This window comes from Pseudothauera lacus, assembly GCF_003034845.1.
Taxonomy (GTDB): Bacteria; Pseudomonadota; Gammaproteobacteria; order Burkholderiales; family Rhodocyclaceae; genus Pseudothauera; species Pseudothauera lacus.
Map to the genome: position 1 here is coordinate 17,577 of NZ_PZKC01000018.1, position 21,088 is coordinate 38,664.

18 protein-coding genes, 1 rRNA gene and 1 riboswitch are annotated in these 21,088 nt (G+C 67.3%); of the genes, 18 read left to right on the forward strand and 1 reads right to left on the reverse strand.

Going from position 1 to position 21,088, the window contains the following annotated elements; translation table 11 throughout:
* Positions 1–146: 146 nt before the first annotated feature.
* A riboswitch (TPP riboswitch) is annotated at positions 147–246 on the forward strand.
* A gap of 85 nt (positions 247–331) precedes the next feature.
* From thiD to mgtE, 18 genes are all read left to right on the forward strand, one after another.
* Positions 332–1,168, forward strand: coding sequence for a bifunctional hydroxymethylpyrimidine kinase/phosphomethylpyrimidine kinase (gene thiD / locus C8261_RS15990; protein WP_107494733.1), 837 nt, complete (start codon positions 332–334; stop codon positions 1,166–1,168).
* 52 nt (positions 1,169–1,220) lie between these two features.
* Complete coding sequence (thiC, locus tag C8261_RS15995) at positions 1,221–3,149, forward strand: phosphomethylpyrimidine synthase ThiC (RefSeq protein ID WP_107494734.1); 1,929 nt, start codon at positions 1,221–1,223, stop codon at positions 3,147–3,149.
* Positions 3,150–3,743: 594 nt separating this feature from the next.
* Positions 3,744–4,211 (forward strand): hypothetical protein, encoded by a 468-nt coding sequence (locus tag C8261_RS16000; protein ID WP_107494735.1) that lies wholly within the window; start codon positions 3,744–3,746, stop codon positions 4,209–4,211.
* Positions 4,212–4,379: 168 nt separating this feature from the next.
* Positions 4,380–4,619: an RNA-binding protein gene (locus tag C8261_RS16005; protein WP_107494736.1), complete on the forward strand. Its 240-nt coding sequence runs from the start codon at positions 4,380–4,382 to the stop codon at positions 4,617–4,619.
* Positions 4,612–5,697 (forward strand): efflux RND transporter periplasmic adaptor subunit, encoded by a 1,086-nt coding sequence (locus C8261_RS16010; protein ID WP_107494737.1) that lies wholly within the window; start codon positions 4,612–4,614, stop codon positions 5,695–5,697. The genes C8261_RS16005 and C8261_RS16010 overlap by 8 nt, the downstream gene beginning before the upstream one ends.
* A 10-nt stretch (positions 5,698–5,707) precedes the next feature.
* The gene (locus tag C8261_RS16015; protein WP_107494738.1) at positions 5,708–8,848 is read left to right on the forward strand and encodes an efflux RND transporter permease subunit; all 3,141 of its coding nucleotides are present in this window, start codon (positions 5,708–5,710) and stop codon (positions 8,846–8,848) included.
* On the forward strand, positions 8,845–10,386 hold the full coding sequence (locus C8261_RS16020; RefSeq protein WP_107494739.1) for an efflux transporter outer membrane subunit: 1,542 nt from the start codon (positions 8,845–8,847) through the stop codon (positions 10,384–10,386). Before C8261_RS16015 ends, C8261_RS16020 begins: the two co-directional genes overlap by 4 nt.
* A 39-nt stretch (positions 10,387–10,425) precedes the next feature.
* Positions 10,426–11,346: a hypothetical protein gene (locus C8261_RS16025; protein WP_107494740.1), complete on the forward strand. Its 921-nt coding sequence runs from the start codon at positions 10,426–10,428 to the stop codon at positions 11,344–11,346.
* 27 nt (positions 11,347–11,373) lie between these two features.
* Complete coding sequence (locus C8261_RS16030) at positions 11,374–11,898, forward strand: DUF2478 domain-containing protein (RefSeq protein WP_107494741.1); 525 nt, start codon at positions 11,374–11,376, stop codon at positions 11,896–11,898.
* Between the two features lie 14 nt (positions 11,899–11,912).
* Entirely contained in the window at positions 11,913–12,164 is a 252-nt protein-coding gene (locus C8261_RS16035; RefSeq protein WP_107494742.1) for a YkgJ family cysteine cluster protein, read from the forward strand.
* A gap of 10 nt (positions 12,165–12,174) precedes the next feature.
* The gene (locus C8261_RS16040) at positions 12,175–12,756 is read left to right on the forward strand and encodes a YqiA/YcfP family alpha/beta fold hydrolase (protein ID WP_107494743.1); all 582 of its coding nucleotides are present in this window, start codon (positions 12,175–12,177) and stop codon (positions 12,754–12,756) included.
* Positions 12,753–13,595 carry a class I SAM-dependent methyltransferase gene (locus C8261_RS16045; protein WP_107494744.1) on the forward strand — a complete coding sequence of 281 codons (843 nt, stop codon included), beginning with the start codon at positions 12,753–12,755 and terminating at the stop codon, positions 13,593–13,595. Before C8261_RS16040 ends, C8261_RS16045 begins: the two co-directional genes overlap by 4 nt.
* Positions 13,592–14,476 (forward strand): EamA family transporter RarD, encoded by an 885-nt coding sequence (rarD, locus tag C8261_RS16050; RefSeq protein ID WP_181358973.1) that lies wholly within the window; start codon positions 13,592–13,594, stop codon positions 14,474–14,476. The genes C8261_RS16045 and rarD overlap by 4 nt, the downstream gene beginning before the upstream one ends.
* Before the next feature lie 63 nt (positions 14,477–14,539).
* Positions 14,540–16,447 carry a ribonuclease catalytic domain-containing protein gene (locus C8261_RS16055; protein ID WP_107494745.1) on the forward strand — a complete coding sequence of 636 codons (1,908 nt, stop codon included), beginning with the start codon at positions 14,540–14,542 and terminating at the stop codon, positions 16,445–16,447.
* A 9-nt stretch (positions 16,448–16,456) separates the two neighbouring features.
* Positions 16,457–17,359: an energy transducer TonB gene (locus C8261_RS16060; protein ID WP_107494746.1), complete on the forward strand. Its 903-nt coding sequence runs from the start codon at positions 16,457–16,459 to the stop codon at positions 17,357–17,359.
* Between the two features lie 44 nt (positions 17,360–17,403).
* Complete coding sequence (gene aroE, locus C8261_RS16065) at positions 17,404–18,243, forward strand: shikimate dehydrogenase (RefSeq protein ID WP_107494747.1); 840 nt, start codon at positions 17,404–17,406, stop codon at positions 18,241–18,243.
* Entirely contained in the window at positions 18,240–18,932 is a 693-nt protein-coding gene (gene mtgA, locus C8261_RS16070) for a monofunctional biosynthetic peptidoglycan transglycosylase (protein ID WP_107494748.1), read from the forward strand. The genes aroE and mtgA overlap by 4 nt, the downstream gene beginning before the upstream one ends.
* Positions 18,933–19,049: 117 nt before the next feature.
* A complete protein-coding gene (gene mgtE, locus C8261_RS16075) occupies positions 19,050–20,492 on the forward strand; it encodes a magnesium transporter (RefSeq protein ID WP_107494749.1) in 1,443 nt (480 codons plus the stop codon).
* 500 nt (positions 20,493–20,992) lie between these two features.
* On the opposite strand, the gene rrf is transcribed toward mgtE, so the two are convergent.
* Positions 20,993–21,088 (reverse strand): 5S ribosomal RNA (rrf, locus tag C8261_RS16080); the annotation flags it as partial.

The following is a 21,088-nucleotide window of genomic DNA, read 5'->3' on the forward strand; positions in this document are numbered from 1 at the left end:
GGATGGCAGGAGGCGAAGCGCTGGCTGTGTCATCGGAGTGCCCGCTGGCTGAGTACGGATAAACAACATCTTCGGCCATCCGGCGGCAAGCTTGAGGGCCGGGCGCCACAACTTGCCTTCACCGGGACCATGCAGTATCGTCCCCGGCTTACCGTTGGGGGTGCCCGCCGGCTGGCGGCGGGCTGAGAGAGTCCCTTGGAACCTGATCCGGATCGCACCGGCGTAGGGAAACGCGTCAGATGACTTCATTCCGTCCGCAGTTCCGTCGTACCGCCATTGTGCCGGCTCTCGCCGCCGCACGCATATCGCACTGCCCGCGATGGGGCGCACGATGAGCAGCACCATCCCCAACGCGCTCACCATCGCCGGCGTCGATCCGTCCGGCGGCGCCGGCATCTACGCCGACCTGAAGGCCTTTTCCGCGCTCGGCGCCTACGGCTGCGGCGTGGTCGCCGCGCTCACTGCACAGAATACGCAAGGCGTGGCCGGCGTGCATGTGCCACCCACCGACTTCCTGCGCCTGCAGATCGACACCCTGTTCGCCGATGTGGCCATCCACGCCACCAAGATCGGCATGCTGGGCAGCGCCGAGGTCACCGCCGCGGTGGCCGACCGCCTGGCCCACTGGCAGGCCGCCAAGGTGGTGCTGGACCCGGTGATGGTGGCCAAGAGCGGCGACACCCTGCTGGCGAAAAGTGCGATCTCGATGATGCGCGAGGCGCTGTTTCCGCAGGCCTTCATGATTACCCCCAACCTGCCCGAAGCCGGCGTGCTGCTGGAGAGCCGCGCCCCGGAGACGGTGAAGGAAATGTACCGCGCCGCCGAGCGCCTGCGCGAACTGCTGCCGCTGTCCTCGGAACGCTGGGTGCTGCTCAAGGGCGGCCACCTGCCGGGCAGCGAGCTCACCGACCTGCTCTTTGACGGCGACCGCATGATCGAACTGCCTGCGCCGCGCATCGATACCAAGAACACCCACGGCACCGGCTGCACGCTGAGTTCCGCCATCGCTGCCCTGCTGCCGCAACGCCAGCACGCCCTGCACCCGGTCGAGGCCGCGGTGCGCGACGCCCGCCAGTGGCTGCTCGGCGCCATCGCCCGCGCCGGCGAACTGGCGGTGGGCAGCGGCCACGGCCCGGTGCATCACTTCCACGCGCTGTGGCGCAAATAAGAAGGTCCGTGACGCCACGGCGCACGGCCCCCGCACACCCCGGAGAGAACCCATGAACGCCAAGGAACAATTCATCGCCACGCAGGCCAAGGTGGACGAAGCCGCCATCGCCCCGCTGCCCAACTCGCGCAAGATCTACGTCGAAGGCTCGCGCCCGGACATCCGCGTGCCGATGCGCGAGATCTCGCAAGCCGACACGCCGGTCTCCTCATTTGCCAACACTCGCACCGAGCCCAACCCGCCGATCTTCGTCTATGACTGTTCCGGCCCCTACACCGACCCGGCGGCGAAGATCGACATCCGCTCAGGTCTGCCCGCGCTGCGCGCCGGCTGGATCGCCGAGCGCGGCGACACCGTACAGCTCGCCGACCTGTCCTCCGAATACGGCCGCCAGCGCGCCGCGGACCCGGCACTGGACGAACTGCGCTTCCCCGGCCTGCACCGCAAGCCGCTGCGCGCCAAGGCCGGCGCCAATGTCACGCAGATGCACTACGCCCGGCGCGGCATCATCACCCCGGAGATGGAATACATCGCCATCCGCGAGAACCTGCGCCGTGCGGAGTACATCGAGTCGCTGAAGAACGCCGGCCCCACCGGGCAGAAGATGGCCGCAGTGCTCGGCCGCCAGCACCCCGGGCAGAACTTCGGTGCCAGCATCCCGGGGGAGATCACCCCGGAGTTCGTGCGCGACGAAGTCGCCCGCGGCCGCGCCATCATCCCGGCGAACATCAACCACCCGGAAACCGAGCCGATGATCATCGGGCGCAACTTCCTGGTGAAGATCAACGCCAACATCGGCAACTCGGCGCTGGGCTCCTCGATCAGCGAGGAAGTGGACAAGATGACCTGGTCCATCCGCTGGGGCGGCGACACGGTGATGGACCTGTCCACCGGCAAGAACATCCATGAGACGCGCGAGTGGATCATCCGCAACTCGCCGGTGCCGATCGGCACGGTACCCATCTACCAGGCGCTGGAAAAGGTCGACGGCAAGGCCGAGGAACTGACCTGGGAGATCTTCCGCGACACCCTGATCGAGCAGGCCGAGCAGGGCGTGGACTACTTCACCATTCACGCCGGCGTGCTGCTGCGCTACGTCCCGCTCACCGCCAACCGCCTCACCGGCATCGTCTCGCGCGGCGGCTCCATCATGGCCAAGTGGTGCCTGGCGCATCACAAGGAAAGCTTCCTCTACACCCATTTCGAAGACATCTGCGAAATCATGAAGGCCTACGACGTGGCCTTCTCGCTGGGCGACGGCCTGCGCCCCGGCTCCATCTACGACGCCAATGACGAAGCCCAGCTCGGCGAGCTGAAGACCCTCGGCGAACTCACCGACATCGCCTGGAAGCACGACGTGCAGGTGATGATCGAAGGCCCGGGCCATGTGCCGCTGCACATGATCAAGGAGAACATGGACCTCCAGCTCGAGCAGTGCAAGGAAGCGCCCTTCTACACCCTGGGGCCGCTCACCACCGACATCGCCCCGGGCTACGACCACATCACCAGCGGCATCGGCGCGGCCACCATCGGCTGGTACGGCACCGCGATGCTGTGCTATGTGACGCCGAAGGAGCACCTCGGCCTGCCCAACAAGCAGGACGTCAAGGAAGGCATCATCACCTACAAGCTCGCCGCCCACGCCGCCGACCTCGCCAAGGGCCACCCGGGCGCGCAGATCCGCGACAACGCGCTCTCCAAGGCGCGCTTCGAGTTCCGCTGGGAAGACCAGTTCAACCTCGGCCTCGATCCGGACAAGGCCAAGGAATTCCACGACGAGACCCTGCCCAAGGACTCCGCCAAGGTCGCCCACTTCTGCTCGATGTGCGGCCCGCACTTCTGCTCCATGAAGATCACCCAGGACGTGCGCGACTTCGCCGCCCAGCAAGGCATAGCCGAGGAGGCCGCGCTGGCGAAGGGCATGCAGGAAAAGGCGGTGGAGTTCGTGAAGAGCGGTGCCGAGGTGTATCGGCAGGTGTGAGCTTTGCTCATTAGCACCGCCACGCGTTTCTCCGGCCGCGCCTTCGCCTTCGCCGTCCAAGCGTTGGCGGAGGACGCGCACCCGAAAAATGAGCTCTCTGCGGCGCCAGTAAGGGTGGCAACGCAACGGTCGAAGCCGATTTCGCCCTGCTCGTGATCAAGGACGAGGCGGCCGATCGGGCGAACGAAGTCATGAACCTGCGCCGTCTGCTGAGCATATCTGCCGATGCTCTCGTCTTTACCACCGGCGAAGGCACCCGGTCTGGGCCGGTTTTTCTCGCCTGCCCCCTCCCATATAAGCGGAGAGATTCAGTCGCACTCCTCCACGATGGCGCCAGTTGACAGTGACGATGGCATGCAGGGCAATCGCCGCAGAAGCGGAAGTGCCCGTGCAAGGGCATCTTTGGGGACGTTTACAGTCACATCGGGGTGAAGTCAGGCCCCGAGCAGCTTGATCAAGCTACCGCACCATATCGAAAATCTGGCTACTGCAAGACATAGGCAGCGGGACTGAAATGGCAGAAGATTGTCACCAATTCGATGCGTTCTGCCTGCCCCCCGAGCCCCGGGCAAGCACGTTCGGGAGGCTTCCACCATGCAAGACTTCGATCGCCGTTTCGACAAAGCTTTCTCCATGGTTGCCTTTGCAGCCAACCGGCACCTGATCGAGCACATGCGCCGCGTCAGCCAGGGCCTGGAGCTGGACCTGGAAACCGTCATGATATGGGGCATCCTGGCCCATCTGAATGTGGCGCGCTCGATTACCCCGGGCGCCGCCCCGGCAGACATCCTTGACGAAAACGGCTATCTGCTTGGCCCAAAGCACCCAGTCCGGACCATTGATATCGTGCAGGTAGCTGGCTTGCCCAAGGAAACCGTTCGTCGCAAGTTGGAGCGACTGCGTGACGCAGGCAAGGCCCAACGGGATGCTGACGGACGTTGGCAGGTGTGCGCTTCCGGCGTGGACGACTCGGTAATCGAGTTCACTCGTGAGACGGTGAAACGACTGCTCAGCACCGCGCGGACGATCGAGGACATGCTGCGCCGCGTGGAACTGGACTGAGCTGGTGCGCCAGTCGGGCGTGCACGCCTTGGCCCAAAATGGGTCTTGATCGACACGGCGAGCGATGGATGTCGGTATCCTTCGGCTACGCTTTCGCGCCGCGCGTCGCTGAACGGTCCGTTACGCCCCCCGCACTGCCGACTCGCACACTCCACCCGGGAGCCATTCATGAAAATCCTGTTAACCGGCCTGCATGGGGACTTCGACCGCGACCTCCTCAGCGAACGCATGAGCCACTTCGGCCCGGTAATCAACATCCAGGTAGTGACCGAGGGCGACCCTGACAAACCCTGGGTACTGGTGGAAATGGCGATCGACCCGGCACAGGCCACCGAAGTTGCACGCAGAGTAGATGGCATATACTTTCGTGACCGTTTCCTCCATGCGCGTGTGATGCTCCATGAATGATCCCCTCATCAGCGGACGTCAACACCGGATCACCCCCCTGATCTGCCTCACCGTGCTGTTCGTGCTGACCGGTTGCCAACCGGCGGCCGAACCGACGGTGGAAGACAGCGCCCCTCCACCGGTTCCGGTTGTCACCGTCGAATCTCACGCCATCGACACCAAACTGCGCTTTCCTGGCCGTATCCGCTCTGCACAGCGTGCCGAGCTCGCATTCAATGTTCCCGGTTTCGTGGCCGAATTTGCAGTCCCCGAGGGCAAGCGAGTTCGCGCCGGGATGGTCGTGGCGCGACTCGACGACCGGGTATACAAGGCCCGCGTGGCTTCTGCACGGGCGGAGTTCGAGCGCGCCGGGATCGACCTTGAGCGCTACCGTCGACTCTGGGAAACCGAACTGGCGGTTGCCCGCGCCGAGGTGGATGAACGCATCAGCCGGTTGGAGGTTGCGCGCACCCAGTTGGCCGCCGCCGAGCAGGAGTTGGCCGACACGGTGATCCGCGCGCCTTTCGACGGCATGATCACCCGCCGCCGGGTGGAAACCTTCGCCAGCGTACAGAGCCGACAGGCGGTAGCGGACTTTCAGGACCTGGATCATCTGGAACTAGTGATCAACGTGCCTGAGCGGATTCTCCGCACTCAGCGCCCGCGGGATGGCGCAATCGCGGTGTTCGAGGGACAGGCCGACCGCAGCGTACCGCTGCGGCTCAAGTCCTTCAGCGCCGAGGCCAACCCCCAGACGCAGACCTTCGAGATCGTTCTCAGCATCCTGCCGGAATACGAGGGACTCACCCTTCTGCCCGGCATGTCGGCAACGGCGATTCCGTTTGGTGATGCCACCTCGCCGGCCGAGGCGCAACTGCGCGTGCCTCTGCGCGCCGTCACCGCCGCTCCGGATGGATTGCCGCGGGTCTGGCGCCTCGACGCCAACAACCAGGCCAGCGCGGTCACCGTAACCCTGGGCGAGATCCAGGGGGACACGGTCCAGATCGCTTCCGGGCTTCAACGCGGCGACCGCATCGCAGTGGCCGCACTGCAATCCCTGCGCGAGGGCATGACCATTCGCCCCACCGAGGCGCGATGAGCGCTGCCCGATGAATATCGCTGCCTATACCCTGCAAAGACCGGTTGTCGCCTGGCTGATCACCGTTATGGTGCTGGCAGGCGGTTACCTCGCCTACGAAAAACTGGGGCGCTTCGAGGACCCGGAGTTCATCATCCGCCAGGCGGTGGTGGTGACCCAGTATCCCGGCGCATCTCCCACTCAGGTCGCGGACGAGATCACCGACCTGATCGAAGGTGCGGTGCAGCAACTTCAGGAAGTCGAGGAAGTTCGCTCGATTTCGCGCGCAGGTGAATCGCTGGTCAAGGTCGAGGCCAAGCTCGCTTTCTCGCACACCCAGGCCGAACTCGACCTGGTGTGGAACAAACTACGCTCCAAGATCGAGGACGTGTCCCGCAGTCTGCCGCCCGGTGCGGCGCAGCCGGCAGTGCGCAGCGACGTCGGCGATGTCTATGCGCTGTTCTTTGCCCTCACCGGCGAAGGGCATACCGCACGCGAACTGTTCGACTACGCCGACCTGCTGCGGCGCGAACTGGTGCTGGTGCCGGGCGTCTCCAAGGTCACCCTGCTCGGCGAACAGCGGGAGGCCATCTACATCGAGATCTCTCGCGCTCGCGCCGCGCGCATAGGCATTCCTCTGTCGCAGATTTACGCCTCATTGCGGGCGCAGAACCTCATCACTCCCGCTGGAGTGGTCGAAGCCGACCCTTTCCGGCTGCAGATTCACCCGGAGGGCGACCTGCCCTCCGCCGCGGCGCTGGCCGAATTGGTGGTTGGTGGCGATGCGACAACCGGACTGATCCGCCTGGGTGATCTGGCCGAGGTCCGCCGCGACTACCTCAGCCCACCCACGGCACTGATGCGGCATGATGGCCGTCCGGCGATCGGCATCGGTGTCTCCAACGTACTGGGCGGCAATGTGGTGGCGATGGGCGATGCGGTCAAGCAACGCCTCGCGCAACTCGACTCGCAGCACCCACTCGGCATGACGCTCAACGTGGTGTCATTCCAGTCCGATGCGGTACGCACCGCGGTCAATGACTTCGTGCTCAACCTGATTGCCGCGGTGGTTATCGTGGTGGCGGTACTGCTGGTATTCATGGGTCTGCGCAGCGGTCTGATCATCGGCTTCGTGCTGGTACTGACGGTGGCCGGCACCCTGATTGCGATGTACTTCGATGGCATCGCGATGCAGCGCATCTCGCTCGGGGCCTTGATCATCGCACTCGGCATGCTGGTGGATAACGCCATCGTCGTTACCGACGGCATTCTGGTGCGGATGAGGCGTGGCGAAGCCGTCAGTCGCGCTGCGGCCGCGGTAGTGCAGGCCACTATCTGGCCACTGCTGGGCGGCACGCTGGTCGGCATTCTGGCCTTCAGTGCCATCGGCCTGTCGCCCAGCGACATGGGCGAATACGCGGGTTCATTGTTCTGGGTGATCCTGTATTCGATGCTGCTGTCGTGGGTGTTCGCCATCACCCTGACCCCGCTGCTGTGCGCGCACTTTCTCAAGACCCGCATCATCGAATCCGATGCGGCGCGCGAGAGCCGCATGCTGCGCACCTATCGGGCAATGCTCGGGGCCACACTTCGCCACCGCCTGCTGAGCGGCGGAGTGCTGGTCGGCCTGTTCGCTGGCGGCGTGATCGCCTTCGCTTATGTGCCGCCCGGCTTCATGCCGGACTCGGCACGCCCCCAGTTCGTGGTCGACCTCTATCTTCCGCAAGGCACCGACATTCACAGCACTGCCAAACTGATCGAGGATGCGGAACAACGGGTGCGCACCCAGCCCGGGGTAACCCATGTGACCAGTTTCGTCGGACAGGGCGGACTGCGCTTCATGCTCACCTACGTGCCGGAAGATCCCAACCCCGCCTACGGTCAGTTGCTGGTGGACGTGGAACGCTTCGAGGACATCGTCGGCCTGATCGACCGACTGCAGCCCGAGTTGGAACAGGCCTACCCGCATGCGGACGTCAAGGTATGGAAGTTCATGCTTGGCCGCGGCGGCGGCAAGAAGATCGAAGCGGCTTTCCGTGGGCCGGATCCGGCGGTGCTACGCCTGCTGGCGGATCAGGCCAAGGAAATCATGGCCAGCGACCCGGCCGCAGTCGCCATTCAGGACGACTGGCGTCAGCCGGTCGCGGTGGTGGTGCCGCACATCTCGGTCGAGGCGGCGCAACGCGCCGGGCTAACACCCACCGACATCTCGGCGGCGCTGGCGCGCAACTTCAGCGGTGAGCAGATCGGCGTCTTTCGCGAACGCGAGCGGCTCATCCCCATCATCGCCCAGCCGCCCGCCGACGAGCGCGGCGGCGTCGAGGACCTGCGCAACGTCCAGGTGTTCAGCCCGGCCGCAGGGCTGTATGTACCGGTCGAACAGTTTTTGATCTCGCTCGACACCCGCATGGAGAACGCCATCATCCGGCGCGAGAACCGCTTCGCGATGATCAAGGCCCAGTGCGACCCGCCAGCCGGCGAGTTGTCCAATCCACTGTTCGAGCGCCTTAGACCACAGATCGAAGCGATACCGTTACCACCTGGCTATGTGCTGGAGTGGCATGGCGAGCACAAGGCGTCTGCCGAGGCCAATGCCGGTCTCACCGCGACCGCACCCTATGGTTTTCTGGCGATGGTGGTCGCCGTTATCGTGATGTTCAATGGACTGCGCCAGGCCGCGGTGATCTGGCTGACCGTGCCACTAGGGGTGGTCGGAGTCGCTATCGGCCTGCTCATATTCCAGGCACCGTTCGAGTTCATGGCCATTCTGGGCTTCCTCAGCCTCACCGGGATGATGATCAAAAACGCCATCGTACTGGTCGATCAGATCGATGCAGAAATCCGCGAAGGCAAGGCCCGCCTGCGGGCAGTGATGGATGCAGCGGTGAGCCGGGCAAGCCCGGTTTTCCTGGGGGCGGCCACCACCGTGCTCGGGGTCGCGCCGCTGATGGTCGACCCGTTCTTCCACAGCATGGCCATCACCATCATGTTTGGCCTGATCTTCGCCACCGGCCTGACCTTGATCGTGGTGCCACTGCTGTATGTGGTTATCTTCCGCATCCGCAATGATGAAACGAGCGCAGGCGGCCAGGCTGACCCAGCAGCACCGCCAAGCGCCCAGCCGGAAACCCGGACGATCGATGGCATCGCAGCCAACGGGAGTCCGGCATGAGCGCCCTGCTGACACGCTGGCAAGCCTGCGGTCGACCCGAGGGCATCGCACCTCACACAGCGCCAGCGGTCTCACGACGCTTCGCCCGCCCATCGCCACTGGCCCTCGCACAACGGCTGGGAGGGATTCTCAGCAGCCTGCTGCTGACCGGCTGTCTTGGCATGCCCGCCTTTTCGCCACCGACTGTAGAAACGCCTGCGCAGTGGCGCAGCACCCCAGTCGACGCCCGCAGTGAGGCTGCGCTCACGAAACAGACCTTGTCCTCAATCTATCCTGTGCCCGAACTCGATGCCCTGATCAGCGAGGCTTTGTCGGCCGGCTCGGACGCCCGTATCGCCGCAGAGCGGGTGACGCTGGCCCGGCTGCAGGTCGGCCTGGAGGCCGCCTCCGCGCTGCCGCAACTGAATGCAGCCGGCAGCGCGATACGCCAGCGCGCCCCCGGCTTCCTGCCGGACGCCAACAGCCTGTCCGAACGCGGCACCCTGGCGCTGACCAGCAGTTGGGAGCTCGACCTGTGGGGCCGTCTCGCCGATCGCACCACCGCCGCGCGCAGCACCGCCGAGTCCGCCGAGGCGACCGCTGCGGCAGTAAGGATCAGCGTCGCAGCCCAGGTGGCCAGCCTGTACTTCGACCTGCTCGATCTCGACACCCGCCAGGCCATCACCGCAGAAACCCTGTCCGGGCGCGCTCAATCGCTGCGGCTCATCCAGGCGCGCTTCGATGAGGGCATCGCCTCCATGCTCGATGTCCGCCAGGCGGAATCCCTGCTCGCCTCGGCCGCGCAGTCGCTCGCCGATCAGCAGCGCCGCGGCCGTCAGATCGAGCATGCACTCTCCGTTCTGCTCGGGCGCACCCCCGGGTCGGTCGAGCGTGCGCTGACCCTGGGCGAAGTATCGGTGCCGCAGCACCTGCCGGCCGGCCTGCCGTCCGATCTGCTGTTGCGTCGCCCCGACATCGTTGCCGCAGAGGCTGCACTGCGTGCGGCCCAGGCCGACATTTCGGCCGCGCGCAAGGCCTACCTGCCGCGCCTGACACTGACCACACTGGCCGGCTTCATCAGTCCTGACCTTGGCCGTCTGGTGCTGGGCGACCGTTTTGCGTGGTCGATCGAGCCGGCTGTCGGCGTATCGATCTTCGACGGCGGGCGCCTGCGCGCTGGCGTGAACATCGCCGAAAGCCAGCAGCGCCTGTTGGTCGAACAATACAAGGCCGCCGTCCGCCAGGCCTTCCGGGAAGTCGAGGACGCCCTCGCCGCCCTCACCTTCCTGTCGCAGCAGCGCATCGCCAGCGAGCGTGTGGCGCTGGCCAATCGTGACCGGCTGCGCATCGTGGAGGCCCGCTTCCTGGCCGGCATCTCCAGCTATTTCGAAGTCCTCGACGCCGAACGACAGCTCTTCGACAGCGAACTGGCCCTCTCACAACTCACCCGCGACGTTCACCAATCGGTGATCCAGCTCTACCGCGCACTGGGCGGCGGCTGGTCAGTCAGCGAGTTGGGCACTCGGGAAGAGGGGCCTTTTACAGGCTTCGACGACTGACAGCACCCTGACCCTGTCGTCGGGTGTAAGCTACAGCGCATGAGCAGTGCCCAGCGTGTTTCCGAACAGGCCAGCGCCACCGCCGTAGAGGTGCTGGAAAACAGCGCGTGCCCACAGAAGATCGCGCCGTCCGGCTCATATGCGCGCGGTGATGCAGAAGCCGATCCTGGTCCTGGTCTGCTGGTGATCGAGGAAGAGCTTGATAGCCGGGTGCAGGCGGAGGGGCGTCTGCAGCGTCTCCTGCGCCCCCACCTCAACGACCCGTCTGGCGGGCTGGGCTACCACCTGCGGGCGCTGCGCTTCCGGCACAGCCTGTGGGCACCCTACATCGCCACGGTGCAGCGCTGGCTGCATGACTGGCGGCCGCCGACGGACACCCTGGTGGTGGTCGGCCCGTCCGCCGGCTATGCCCTCGACGCGGCCTTCCTCGCCCGCTTTCGCAGCGTTCGCGCCCTCGAACCCGACCCGCTCGCCCGCACCCTGCTCAGGCGACGCTTTGCGCAGATCGCCTGGCACTTCGACCGCCTCGACTGCCTGCACGACGGCGGCGGCCCGGGCGCGCTGGCCGCGGCCTATCCGCAGGCGGCGATCCTGTTCGCCAACGTCCTCGGCCAGGCGCTCGATCCGGCGCTGCTGCCGGCGTGGCGCGGCGCACTGGCAGACGCCCTGCGCCTCCACCACTGGGCGAGCTGGCACGACGTGCTGTCGGCCGGCACGGCACCGCTACCGGCCGACGATCTCGATCCCGCCGCCTTCCGTGATGCCACTGCACTGGCCCGCGCGCTGTGGCGCACGGCGGTGGAGGTGAGCGATCACGACACCTTCGCGCTGGCGCCGCAAGGGCGCGCCCTCGCCAGCTGGCGGATCGCCCCCGCGCAGTGGCAGGTGGTCGAATGGGGCATGCACCGGCCGGCGGATGCACACAGCGCTGCGCCGCCCGCCGCGCAAGTGCGACAATAGCGCCTTCACGCCACCCGGCCCGCCGTCATGACTGCCGCCAAGCTCCCCATCGCCGCCGTTGTCTACCCACCCACGCTGGACATCGGCGCCTTCATGCGCGCCGCCGCCGCCGCGCTGGCCGCCAGCGGCGTGCGCCTGGGCGGCGTACTGCAGCATGACGCGCGCACCACTCCCGGCGACCCCTGCAGCATGGAACTGGAGGACCTCGCCAGCGGCGCGCGCTTCATCCTCAGCCAGGATCTGGGCAGCGGCTCGACCGCCTGCCGGCTCGACCCCGGCGCGCTGGCCGAGGCCGCCGTGGCGGTACGACGTGCCATCGACAGCGGCGCCGAGCTGGTGCTGTTCAACAAGTTCGGCGCCCAGGAGGTGGGCGGCGGCGGTCTGCGCGAAGAGATGGGGCTGGCGGCGAGCACCGGCACCCCCATGCTCACCGCCGTCGGCGAACGCTTCGTCGCCGACTGGCTGGCCTTTACCGGAGACGGCGCCACCCTGCTCGCAGCCGACGTGGGCGCCGTGCTGGAGTGGTGGCAGCAACTGCCCCACCGCGGCTGAGCAGGACCACCGCCTTGGAATGCCGCCCCGCCTGCGCCGCCTGCTGCATCGCGCCGTCGATCTCCTCGCCGATTCCGGGCATGGAAGACGGCAAGGCAGCCGGCGTGCCCTGCGTACAGCTCGACGCCGAACTGCGCTGCCGTCTCTTCGGCGACCCCCGCCGCCCTGCGGTATGCGGCAGCCTGCAGCCCGCTGCGGAGATGTGCGGCAAGGATCGCGACGCCGCCCTGCACTGGCTGGCACAGCTCGAACGACTCACTGCCTGATTCGCCAACGATGATCATCTACCTGCACGGATTCCGCTCCGCCCCGGCCTCTCACAAGGTCCGCGCGCTGGCCGCCCGCATGGCCGAGCGCGGCCTCGCCGAGCAGCTCTGGTGCGAGCAGCTGCCGCCCTCGCCGGCTGCGGCAATGACCCTGGTCGAGGCCCGCATCGCCCTCCAGCGCACCCGCGCGCCACAGCAACCGCCCACCCTGGTGGGCAGTTCGCTGGGCGGTTACTACGCCACCTGGCTGGCCGAACGCCACGGCCTGCAGGCCGTGCTGGTGAACCCGGCGGTAGTGGCTGCGCTGTCGCTGGAGCCCTGGCTGGGCTGGCAGAGCAATCTGTACACCGGCGAGCGTTTCGAACTCACCCGCGACCATCTTGCCGAGCTGCGCGCGCTCGAAGTCCCCACCCTGAGCGATCCGCAGCGCTACTGGCTGCTCGTCGAACGCGGTGACGAAGTGCTCGATTACCGCGCCGCAGTGGCGCGCTACGCCGGCGCACGCCAGACCGTGCTCGACGGCGGCGACCACAGCTTCACGCGCTGGAGCGACTACCTCGACGACATCATCCACTTCGCAGGCCTGCAATGAGTACCCCCGCGCAGTTCGACACCCGCCGCTTCAAGGCTCAGGAACGCAGCGGCTTCAACCGCATCGCTGCAGCCTATGCCGACACCGCACACCTGCGCGCCGAGCTGGCCAGCGCGCTGCTCGCCCACGCCGGACTCAGCCCCGGCCAGCAGGTCCTCGACCTCGCCAGCGGCCCCGGCCTGCTGGCCCGCGATGCCGCCGCGCATGTCGCCCCCGGCGGCTGGGTGCTGGCCACCGACATTGCCGAAGGCATGCTCGCCGAAGGTCTCGCGCGCGCTGCCGCGGAGGGATGCCACGGCCTCGCCGGGGTAGCCGCCGACGCCGAGCACCTGTGCCTGCCCGATGCACGCTTCGACCGTGTCCTCGCCGGCCTCGCGCTGTTCATGTTCCCCCACCCCGGCCTGGCGCTCGGCGAAGCCCGCCGCGTCCTGCGCCGCGGCGGCAGGCTGGTGCTCTCGGTATGGGGTCCGCGCGACCAGGTGGCGCTGATCGCACGCGCCCAGGATGCCATTGCCGCCACCCTGCCGCCGCCCAAGGTACAGCGACCTTCGGTGTTCCGTTTCGGCGACGAGGCCGTGCTCACCGCCGCCCTGCACGAGGCCGGCTTCTCCGACGTACGTATCGAGCCCTGCCGCTTCGCCTGCCACTTCGACACGCCGGAGGATTACTGGCAGGCCTTCCTCAGCCTCGCCGGCGGCGTCAGCGAGGCGCTTGCCGGCCTGCCCGGAGAACGCCAACAGGCCCTCGTCGCCGCGGTCGCCGAGGCACTGGAGAGCCATCGCGAGGGCACGGGCTATCGCGTCGATGCGCTCTGCCTGATCGCCAGCGCGCAAGCATGAACGCGGGCGGCGCCCGCCACGCCGTGCCCGCGGCGTTCACGGCGTTCGCCATCTGGGGGCTGGCGCCGCTCTACTTCAAGGCCGTCGGCAGCGTCCCGCCCGTCGAGATCGTCGCCCACCGCGTGTTGTGGTCGGCGCTCCTGCTCGCCGCCCTGCTCGCGCTGTGGCGCGGCTTCGGCCACCTGCGCCGCCTGCGTACCGAGCCCCGACTGCTCGCCGTGCTGACACTCACGGCCGTGCTCACCGGCAGCAACTGGCTGGTCTTCGTGTGGGCGATCTCCGCCGACCGCGTGCTGGAAGCCAGCCTGGGCTACTTCATCAATCCGCTGGTCAGCGTACTGCTCGGCCGCCTCTTCCTTGGCGAACGGCTGCGCCCGTTGCAGCAGGTCGCGGTAGCACTGGCCTGTGCCGGCGTGCTGTGGCGCATGCTGCAGGTCGGCGCCCTGCCCTGGGTGGCCCTCTTCCTCGCCCTGACCTTCGGCTTCTACGGCCTGCTGCGCAAGCGCGCGCCGATCGACGCGGTCAGTGGCCTGTTCGTCGAAACCTTGCTCACCCTGCCGCTCGCCCTCGCCTGGCTGGGCTGGCTGGCCGTACATGGCGAGCTCAACTTCGGCCATGGCGCGGCCACCGACTGGCTGCTGCCACTGGCCGGGGTGCTTACCGCCGTTCCACTGATGCTCTTTGCCTTCGGCGCACAACGCCTGCCCCTGTCCACCATCGGCTTCCTGCAATACATTGCCCCCACGCTGAACTTCGTGCTCGCCGTCTTCGTCTTCCGCGAACCCTTCGACAACCTGCAGCTGATCGGCTTCGGGCTGATCTGGGCGGCGCTGGCGGTCTATTCGCTGGACATGGCGAGCGCCGCCCGGCGGCACCGATGAGCCGGAACGGCGCCGGCCGAATCCGCTAAACTAACGGGCTTGCTCACTTTCTGGCGGTTGCCGATGTTCGTGCTGTTCGAGGAGGACGGGGCCTTCAAGGCCGCCACCGTGCTCGCTGATAACGATGCCACCCTGCAGGTGGAGACCACTCACGGCAAACGCGTGAAGCTCAAGCGCGCCAACGTGCTGCTCAACTTTCGCGAACCCGGGCCCGCCGAACTGCTCAGCCGCGCCGAGGCCGAGGCCGAGCAGCTCGACATCGACTTCCTCTGGGAAGTCTGCGGCGACGACGAATTCGCCTTCGGCGACTTCGCGGCCGAGTACCACGGCCACAGCCCCAGCGCCGTGGAAGCGGCAACCGTGCTGCTGCGCCTGCATTCCGCCCCGATCCATTTCCACCGCAAGGGCAAGGGGCGCTTCCGCAAGGCGCCGCAGGACATCCTGCAGGCCGCCCTCGCCGGCCTCGAAAAGAAGCGCCAGCAGGCCGCCGCCATCGATGCCATGCGTGCCGAGCTGCTCGGCGGCCAGCTCCCCGATGCCTTCCGCGGCATGATCCCGCAGCTGCTCTACCGTCCCGACCGCAATCGCCCCGAGGTCAAGGCCCTCGAAGCGGCCTGCGTGGACGCCGGGCTGTCGGCCGCGCGCCTGCTTCTCAAGTGCGGCGCGCTCGCATCCAGCCATGAGTTCCATCACAACCGCTTCCTCTTCGAGCACTTCCCCGAAGGGCTCGACTTTCCGCCCTTCGCCGCACCCTGCGCGCCCAGCGGGCTGCCGCGCGCCGAGGTCGCCGCCTTTTCCATCGACGACGCCACCACCACCGAGATCGACGACGCCTTCTCGGTCACCCCACGCGCCGGGGGCGGCTGGCGCATCGGCATCCACATCGCCGCCCCGGCACTCGGCTTCGAACGCGGCTCCACCCTCGACGCCATCGCCCGCCGCCGCCTGTCGACGGCCTACATGCCCGGCCACAAGATCACCATGCTGCCCGACGAGGTAGTGGAATGCTTCACCCTCGCCGCGGGGCGCGACTGCCCGGCGATATCGCTCTATCTCGACGTCAATGCCGATCTCTCGGTCGCCGCACAGGAGAGCCGGGTTGAAAGCGTACCCATCGTCGCCAACCTGCGCCACCACGACATCGAACCGGTGTTCAACGAACACACCCTGCACGAGGGCGGCCCCGACTTCCAGTGGAAGCGCGAACTGACCGTACTGTGGGATCTCGCCACGGTACTGGAAGCAGGGCGCGGCAAGGCCTCCGACAACCACAACCAGATCGACCACAGCTTCTATGTCGACTGGCAGACCGAAACCGCCGACGGCCCCGGTTACGTCACCATCGGCCAGCGCCGGCGCGGTTCCCCGATGGACAAGCTGGTCGCCGAGCTGATGATCCTCGCCAACAGCACCTGGGGCAAACTGCTCGACGAAGTCGGCGTACCCGGCCTGTATCGCGTGCAGAGCGGTGGCAAGGTGCGCATGACCACCGCTGCCGGCCCTCACGAAGGTCTCGGCGTGGACTGCTACGCGTGGTCGAGCTCGCCGCTGCGCCGCTATGTCGATCTGGTCAACCAGTGGCAGCTCATCGCCGTGCTCAACGGGACCGAAGCGCCCTTCGCACCCAAGTCCACCGACCTGATGGCCGCGCTGCGCGATTTCGAGCTCACCTACGCCGCCTACGCCGAGTTCCAGCGCCACATGGAGCGCTACTGGTGCATCCGCTGGCTGCGCCAGCTCGACGCCCGCGAGATCGAGGCCACCGTGGTGCGCGACAACCTGGTGCGCCTCGACAAGGCGCCGCTCGCCTTCAAGGTGCCCTCGCTGCCCCTGCAGTACCCGGGCAGCCGCATCAAGCTCGCCATCGAGGGCAGCGACCTGCTCGACGTCGAGGTCTCGGCGCGTTACATCGCCACCCTTGCGGAACCCGAGCGCGGAGATTCTGCCGAACCGCTGTTCGAAGAATCGTAGAATCACGGCATGCAGACCCCGGTCGAACAACCTGTAGCGAAGTCCTCCCCGGCCCGCAGACGGCCCGCCGGCAACCGCCTGCTGGGGGTAGCGATGACCGTCTCGCTGGCGGCCCACGCGCTGTTGTTCACCATCAGCTTCACCCTCCCCGACCCCGGCAAGCGCCCCGATCGCGATCGCGGTCTCGAAGTGGTGCTGGTCAACGCCCGTCACCTCCAGGCCCCCGAGCAGGCCGACGTCCTCGCCCAGGCCAACCTCGACGGCGGCGGCACCTCCGAACAGCAGGTGCGCCCGAGTTCACCGCTGCCGCCGCAGGAAGCGCAGCGCGACGGCGACGCCCTGGTCACCGCCCAGCGCCGCAGCGAAGCCCAGCAGACGGCACGCCAGCGCGCCCTCACCGCCCCCAGTGCCGCCGTCGCCTTGCCCAGCGAGCCGCCGCAGGACAGCGCACCACCGGTGGAGACGGCCACCAGCGGGCTCGACCTCTTTGACAGCGCCGCCGCCATGGCGCGCCTCGAAGCGCAGATCGAACGCGACATGCAGGAGTACTCCAAGCGCCCGCGGCGCACCTCGGTGGGCGCGCGCGCGCGCGAATACCGCTTCGCCCAGTACGTCGAGGACTGGCGCCTGAAAGTCGAACGCGTAGGGACGCTCAACTACCCCGAGGCGGCACGCGGCAAGCTCTACGGCAGCCTGATGCTCACCGTCACCCTGCGCGCCGACGGCGAGGTCGAGTCGGTGGACATCGTGCGCTCCTCCGGCCACCCCGTCCTTGACGACGCCGCGCGCCGCATCATTCAGATGGCCTCGCCCTTCGCCCCCTTCCCGCCCGATATCCGCCGCGATACCGACATCCTCGAGATCACCCGCACCTGGACCTTCACCAACGCCGACCAGGTGCGCGCGCACTGAATCCGCCCCCCCCTCCCCCCGTAACCGACCACCGCAACAGGCCCATGGATCGCTACGCCGTCTTCGGCAACCCCGTTGCCCACAGCAAGTCCCCCTTGATCCACGCCGCCTTTGCCGCGCAGACCGGCCAGGCGCTGCGTTACGAAGCCATCCTCGCCCCCGTCGACGGCTTTGCCGGCGCACTCGACGCCTTCCGCCAGGCCGGCGGACGCGGCGCCAACGTCACCGTCCCGTTCAAGCTCGAAGCCCACGCCCTCGCCGACCACCTGACCCCGCGGGCGCGCGCGGCGGGCGCGGTCAACACCCTGCGCTTCGACGCCGACGGCACCCTCGGTGACAATACCGACGGCGCCGGCCTCGTCCGCGATCTCCAGGCCAATCTGGGCTTCGCACTGCATGGCGCACGGGTGCTGCTGCTCGGTGCCGGCGGCGCAGCGCGCGGTGCCGTGCTCCCCCTGCTGGAGTGCGCGCCGGCCAGTCTGGTGATCGCCAACCGCAGCCCCGCCAAGGCCGAAGCCCTGGTCGCCCACTTTGCCACAGCCGCGGCGCAGTGCGAGTTGCGCGCCTGCGCCTTCGCAGCCCTCGACGGGCAGGGCTTCGACCTCGTCATCAACGCCACTGCCGCCAGCCTCGAAGGCAGCGCCCCCGAGGTGCCGGCGAGCGCCTACCGCGAACTATCGCTGGCCTACGACATGATGTACGGCCGCGGCGATACTGCCTTCCTGGCCCAGTTGCGTGCCCTTGGCGTCCCCCGCCTCGCCGACGGCCTCGGCATGCTCGTCGAGCAGGCTGCCGAGAGCTTCATGCTCTGGCGCGGCGTACGCCCGTCCACCGCCCCGGTACTCGCCACCCTGCGCGCGCACATCGACGGCCACAGCGGATGAATGGCACACTGCGGTGGGCGGCTCGGCTCATCCTTGCCCTCCTCGCGCTCTTCATCCTCATCCAGGGCTGGTTCTTCGCCCACATCCTGTGGTGGAAGCACAACGACCCTGCCGACACCCGTTTCATGCGCCTGCGCCTCGCCGAACTGCGCAAGGAAGACCCCCGGGCCACACTGCGTCATCAATGGGTCGATTACCAACGCATTTCCCCCCACCTCAAACGTGCCGTGGTCGCCGCCGAGGACGATCACTTCATGAACCACCGCGGCTTCGACTGGGGCGGCATCCAGCGCGCCATGGAACGCAACCAGCAACGCGGCACAGCCGCCGCCGGCGGTTCGACGATCACCCAGCAGCTCGCCAAGAACCTCTTCCTCTCACCCTCGCGCAGCTACCTGCGCAAAGGCCAGGAAGCCATCCTTACGGTGATGCTTGAAGCGAGCTGGGACAAGCGCCGCATACTTGAGGTCTATCTCAACGTCGCCGAGTGGGGCAACGGTGTCTACGGCGCCGAGGCCGCCGCCCGTCACCACTTCGGCCTCTCCGCTGCCCGCCTCGGCCCCGCCGAGGCCGCCCGCCTGGCCGTCATGCTACCCAGCCCGCGGCGCTACGAGCGCCAGTTCGGCCCCCGCCTCGCCGCCCACGCCGAGCGCGTGCGCCTGCGCATGCACCACACCCGCATTCCCTGAGCACAGCGCGGATTCTTTTTTCGCCAGCAAGGCCGCACGGGGTCGCGCCCGCCCGCCTTAGCCCGTAAAATTCGTCTTCTGCGAGCCCGCCTTGCCCATTACCAACGGCAGCCCCTCATGACCGCGCACGAAGAACGCCACCCCGACGACGTCCAGCAACACCTGCGCGAAGTGCAGGATCTGCTCGCACGTCACAAGGTGGTCGAGGAACTCGTGCACCGGCAGGACATGCCACGCCACGACCTGGTCGAAAACCTCGTCCATAAGCAGCATGTCGCCGAACTCCAGCATCGCCTGGACGAACTGCATCCGGCCGACATTGCCTACATCCTCGAAGCGCTGCCGCGCGACGACCGCCTCTTCGTCTGGGATCTGGTCAAGGCCGAGCGCGACGGCGAGATCCTCCTCGAAGTCTCCGACGCCGTGCGCGAGTCGCTCATCGAGACGATGGATCCGCACGAGCTCAAGGCCGCTGCCGAGACGCTCGATGCCGACGAACTCGCCGACCTCGCCCCCGACCTCCCTCCGGAAGTCATCCAGGACGTCTTCCAGTCCCTCGACAGCGAAGGGCGCGAGCAGCTGCGCGCAGCGATGTCCTACCCGGAGGATTCGGTCGGCGCGCTGATGGACTTCGACATGGTCACCGTGCGCGAAGACGTCAGCCTCGAAGTGGTCCTCCGTTACCTGCGCCGCTTCGAAGAACTTCCCGACCACACCGACAAGCTCTTCGTCGTCGACCGCGAGGATCACCTGAAGGGCATCCTCAGCCTCGAATCACTGCTCATCAGCGACCCCGAGCGTGAAGTCGCGGAGGTCATGCGCCGCGACACCGTGATCAGCTTCCAGCCCGACGACGACGCCGACGAGGCCGCCCAGGCCTTCGAGCGCTACGACCTCATCTCCGCGCCGGTGATCGACGGAGAGAAACGCGTCATCGGCCGCCTCACCGTCGCCGACGTGGTCGATTACATCCGCGAGGAGAGCGAGCACGAGATGCTCGCCCACGCCGGTCTGCGCGAAGAGGAAGACATCTTCGCCTCGGTATGGGATTCGGTGAAGAACCGCTGGGCCTGGCTGGCAATCAACCTCGTCACTGCCTTCATCGCCTCGCGTGTCATCGGCGCCTTCGAAGGCTCGATCGAGAAGCTCGTTGCCCTCGCCGCACTGATGCCCATCGTCGCCGGCATCGGCGGCAACTCCGGCAACCAGACCATCACCATGATCGTGCGCGCCATCGCCATGGGGCAGGTCGAGCAGGACGCGCGCAACCGCCTGCTGAAGAAGGAGCTCGGCGTCGCACTGTTCAACGGCCTGGTCTGGGGCAGTCTGCTCGGCGTCCTCGCCTGGTGGCTGTACGGCAGCGCCTCGCTCGGTATCGTGATGACTGCTGCGATGACCCTCAACCTGCTGCTCGCGGCCACCGCCGGGGTGCTGATCCCGATGATCCGCATCCGCCTCGGCGCCGACCCCGCCATCGGCAGCTCGGTGATGATCACCGCGCTGACCGACTCCGGTGGCTTCTTCATCTTCCTCGGCCTCGCCACGCTCTTCCTGCTGTAATCCTGGCGCCTCGGCGCTGATCAGGCACGGGGCCAAGCCCAGGCGCGCCCCTCCGCCTGCCCACGGCAACGGCGGAAGTCTCCAGCACACCCGCACCGCCGCCAAGGAAGCGAGAACGCACAAGCGTCACCTCCCGGCCTTCGGCGGCTCGACACTGCGCTCGCGCATCCAGCGGCCACCTGGTTGGCGTTCAGTCCGTTGGCCAGCGCAACGCCGGCCACCGACACGCCGGGCTCGCTGCAGGCCGAGATGACCGACTGTTTGAAGGCTTCGCTGTGCGTGCGCCGGGTGCGGCGCGGGATGACGACGTCCATAGTGTCCACCATAAAAATTAGTGGGCACGATCTTCAGCGCACTAACGAGCCACGGACAGATGGGTTTGTCGGGCGCTTACCATTCGCTCCCACGAGCGTGCGGTGTGCGGCGCGTGCCGTGGAGGCACGTAGACGCAACAAAGCCGCGAGATCGCTTTGATCTTGCGGCTTTGTTAATGTGGGTTAGTCTGACGATGACCTACTTTCGCGAGGGGAACCTCACTATCATCGGCGCGGTCTCGTTTCACGGTCCTGTTCGGGATGGGAAGGGGTGGTACCGAG

Bases quoted from the DNA above. Each gene is read 5' to 3' on its own strand.
- thiD (WP_107494733.1), top strand. From the start codon at position 332: ATGAGCAGCACCATCCCCAACGCGCTCACCATCGCCGGCGTCGATCCG.
- thiC (WP_107494734.1), top strand. From the start codon at position 1,221: ATGAACGCCAAGGAACAATTCATCGCCACGCAGGCCAAGGTGGACGAA.
- C8261_RS16000 (WP_107494735.1), top strand. From the start codon at position 3,744: ATGCAAGACTTCGATCGCCGTTTCGACAAAGCTTTCTCCATGGTTGCC.
- C8261_RS16005 (WP_107494736.1), top strand. From the start codon at position 4,380: ATGAAAATCCTGTTAACCGGCCTGCATGGGGACTTCGACCGCGACCTC.
- C8261_RS16010 (WP_107494737.1), top strand. From the start codon at position 4,612: ATGAATGATCCCCTCATCAGCGGACGTCAACACCGGATCACCCCCCTG.
- C8261_RS16015 (WP_107494738.1), top strand. From the start codon at position 5,708: ATGAATATCGCTGCCTATACCCTGCAAAGACCGGTTGTCGCCTGGCTG.
- C8261_RS16020 (WP_107494739.1), top strand. From the start codon at position 8,845: ATGAGCGCCCTGCTGACACGCTGGCAAGCCTGCGGTCGACCCGAGGGC.
- C8261_RS16025 (WP_107494740.1), top strand. From the start codon at position 10,426: ATGAGCAGTGCCCAGCGTGTTTCCGAACAGGCCAGCGCCACCGCCGTA.
- C8261_RS16030 (WP_107494741.1), top strand. From the start codon at position 11,374: ATGACTGCCGCCAAGCTCCCCATCGCCGCCGTTGTCTACCCACCCACG.
- C8261_RS16040 (WP_107494743.1), top strand. From the start codon at position 12,175: ATGATCATCTACCTGCACGGATTCCGCTCCGCCCCGGCCTCTCACAAG.
- C8261_RS16045 (WP_107494744.1), top strand. From the start codon at position 12,753: ATGAGTACCCCCGCGCAGTTCGACACCCGCCGCTTCAAGGCTCAGGAA.
- rarD (WP_181358973.1), top strand. From the start codon at position 13,592: ATGAACGCGGGCGGCGCCCGCCACGCCGTGCCCGCGGCGTTCACGGCG.
- C8261_RS16055 (WP_107494745.1), top strand. From the start codon at position 14,540: ATGTTCGTGCTGTTCGAGGAGGACGGGGCCTTCAAGGCCGCCACCGTG.
- C8261_RS16060 (WP_107494746.1), top strand. From the start codon at position 16,457: ATGCAGACCCCGGTCGAACAACCTGTAGCGAAGTCCTCCCCGGCCCGC.
- aroE (WP_107494747.1), top strand. From the start codon at position 17,404: ATGGATCGCTACGCCGTCTTCGGCAACCCCGTTGCCCACAGCAAGTCC.
- mtgA (WP_107494748.1), top strand. From the start codon at position 18,240: ATGAATGGCACACTGCGGTGGGCGGCTCGGCTCATCCTTGCCCTCCTC.
- mgtE (WP_107494749.1), top strand. From the start codon at position 19,050: ATGACCGCGCACGAAGAACGCCACCCCGACGACGTCCAGCAACACCTG.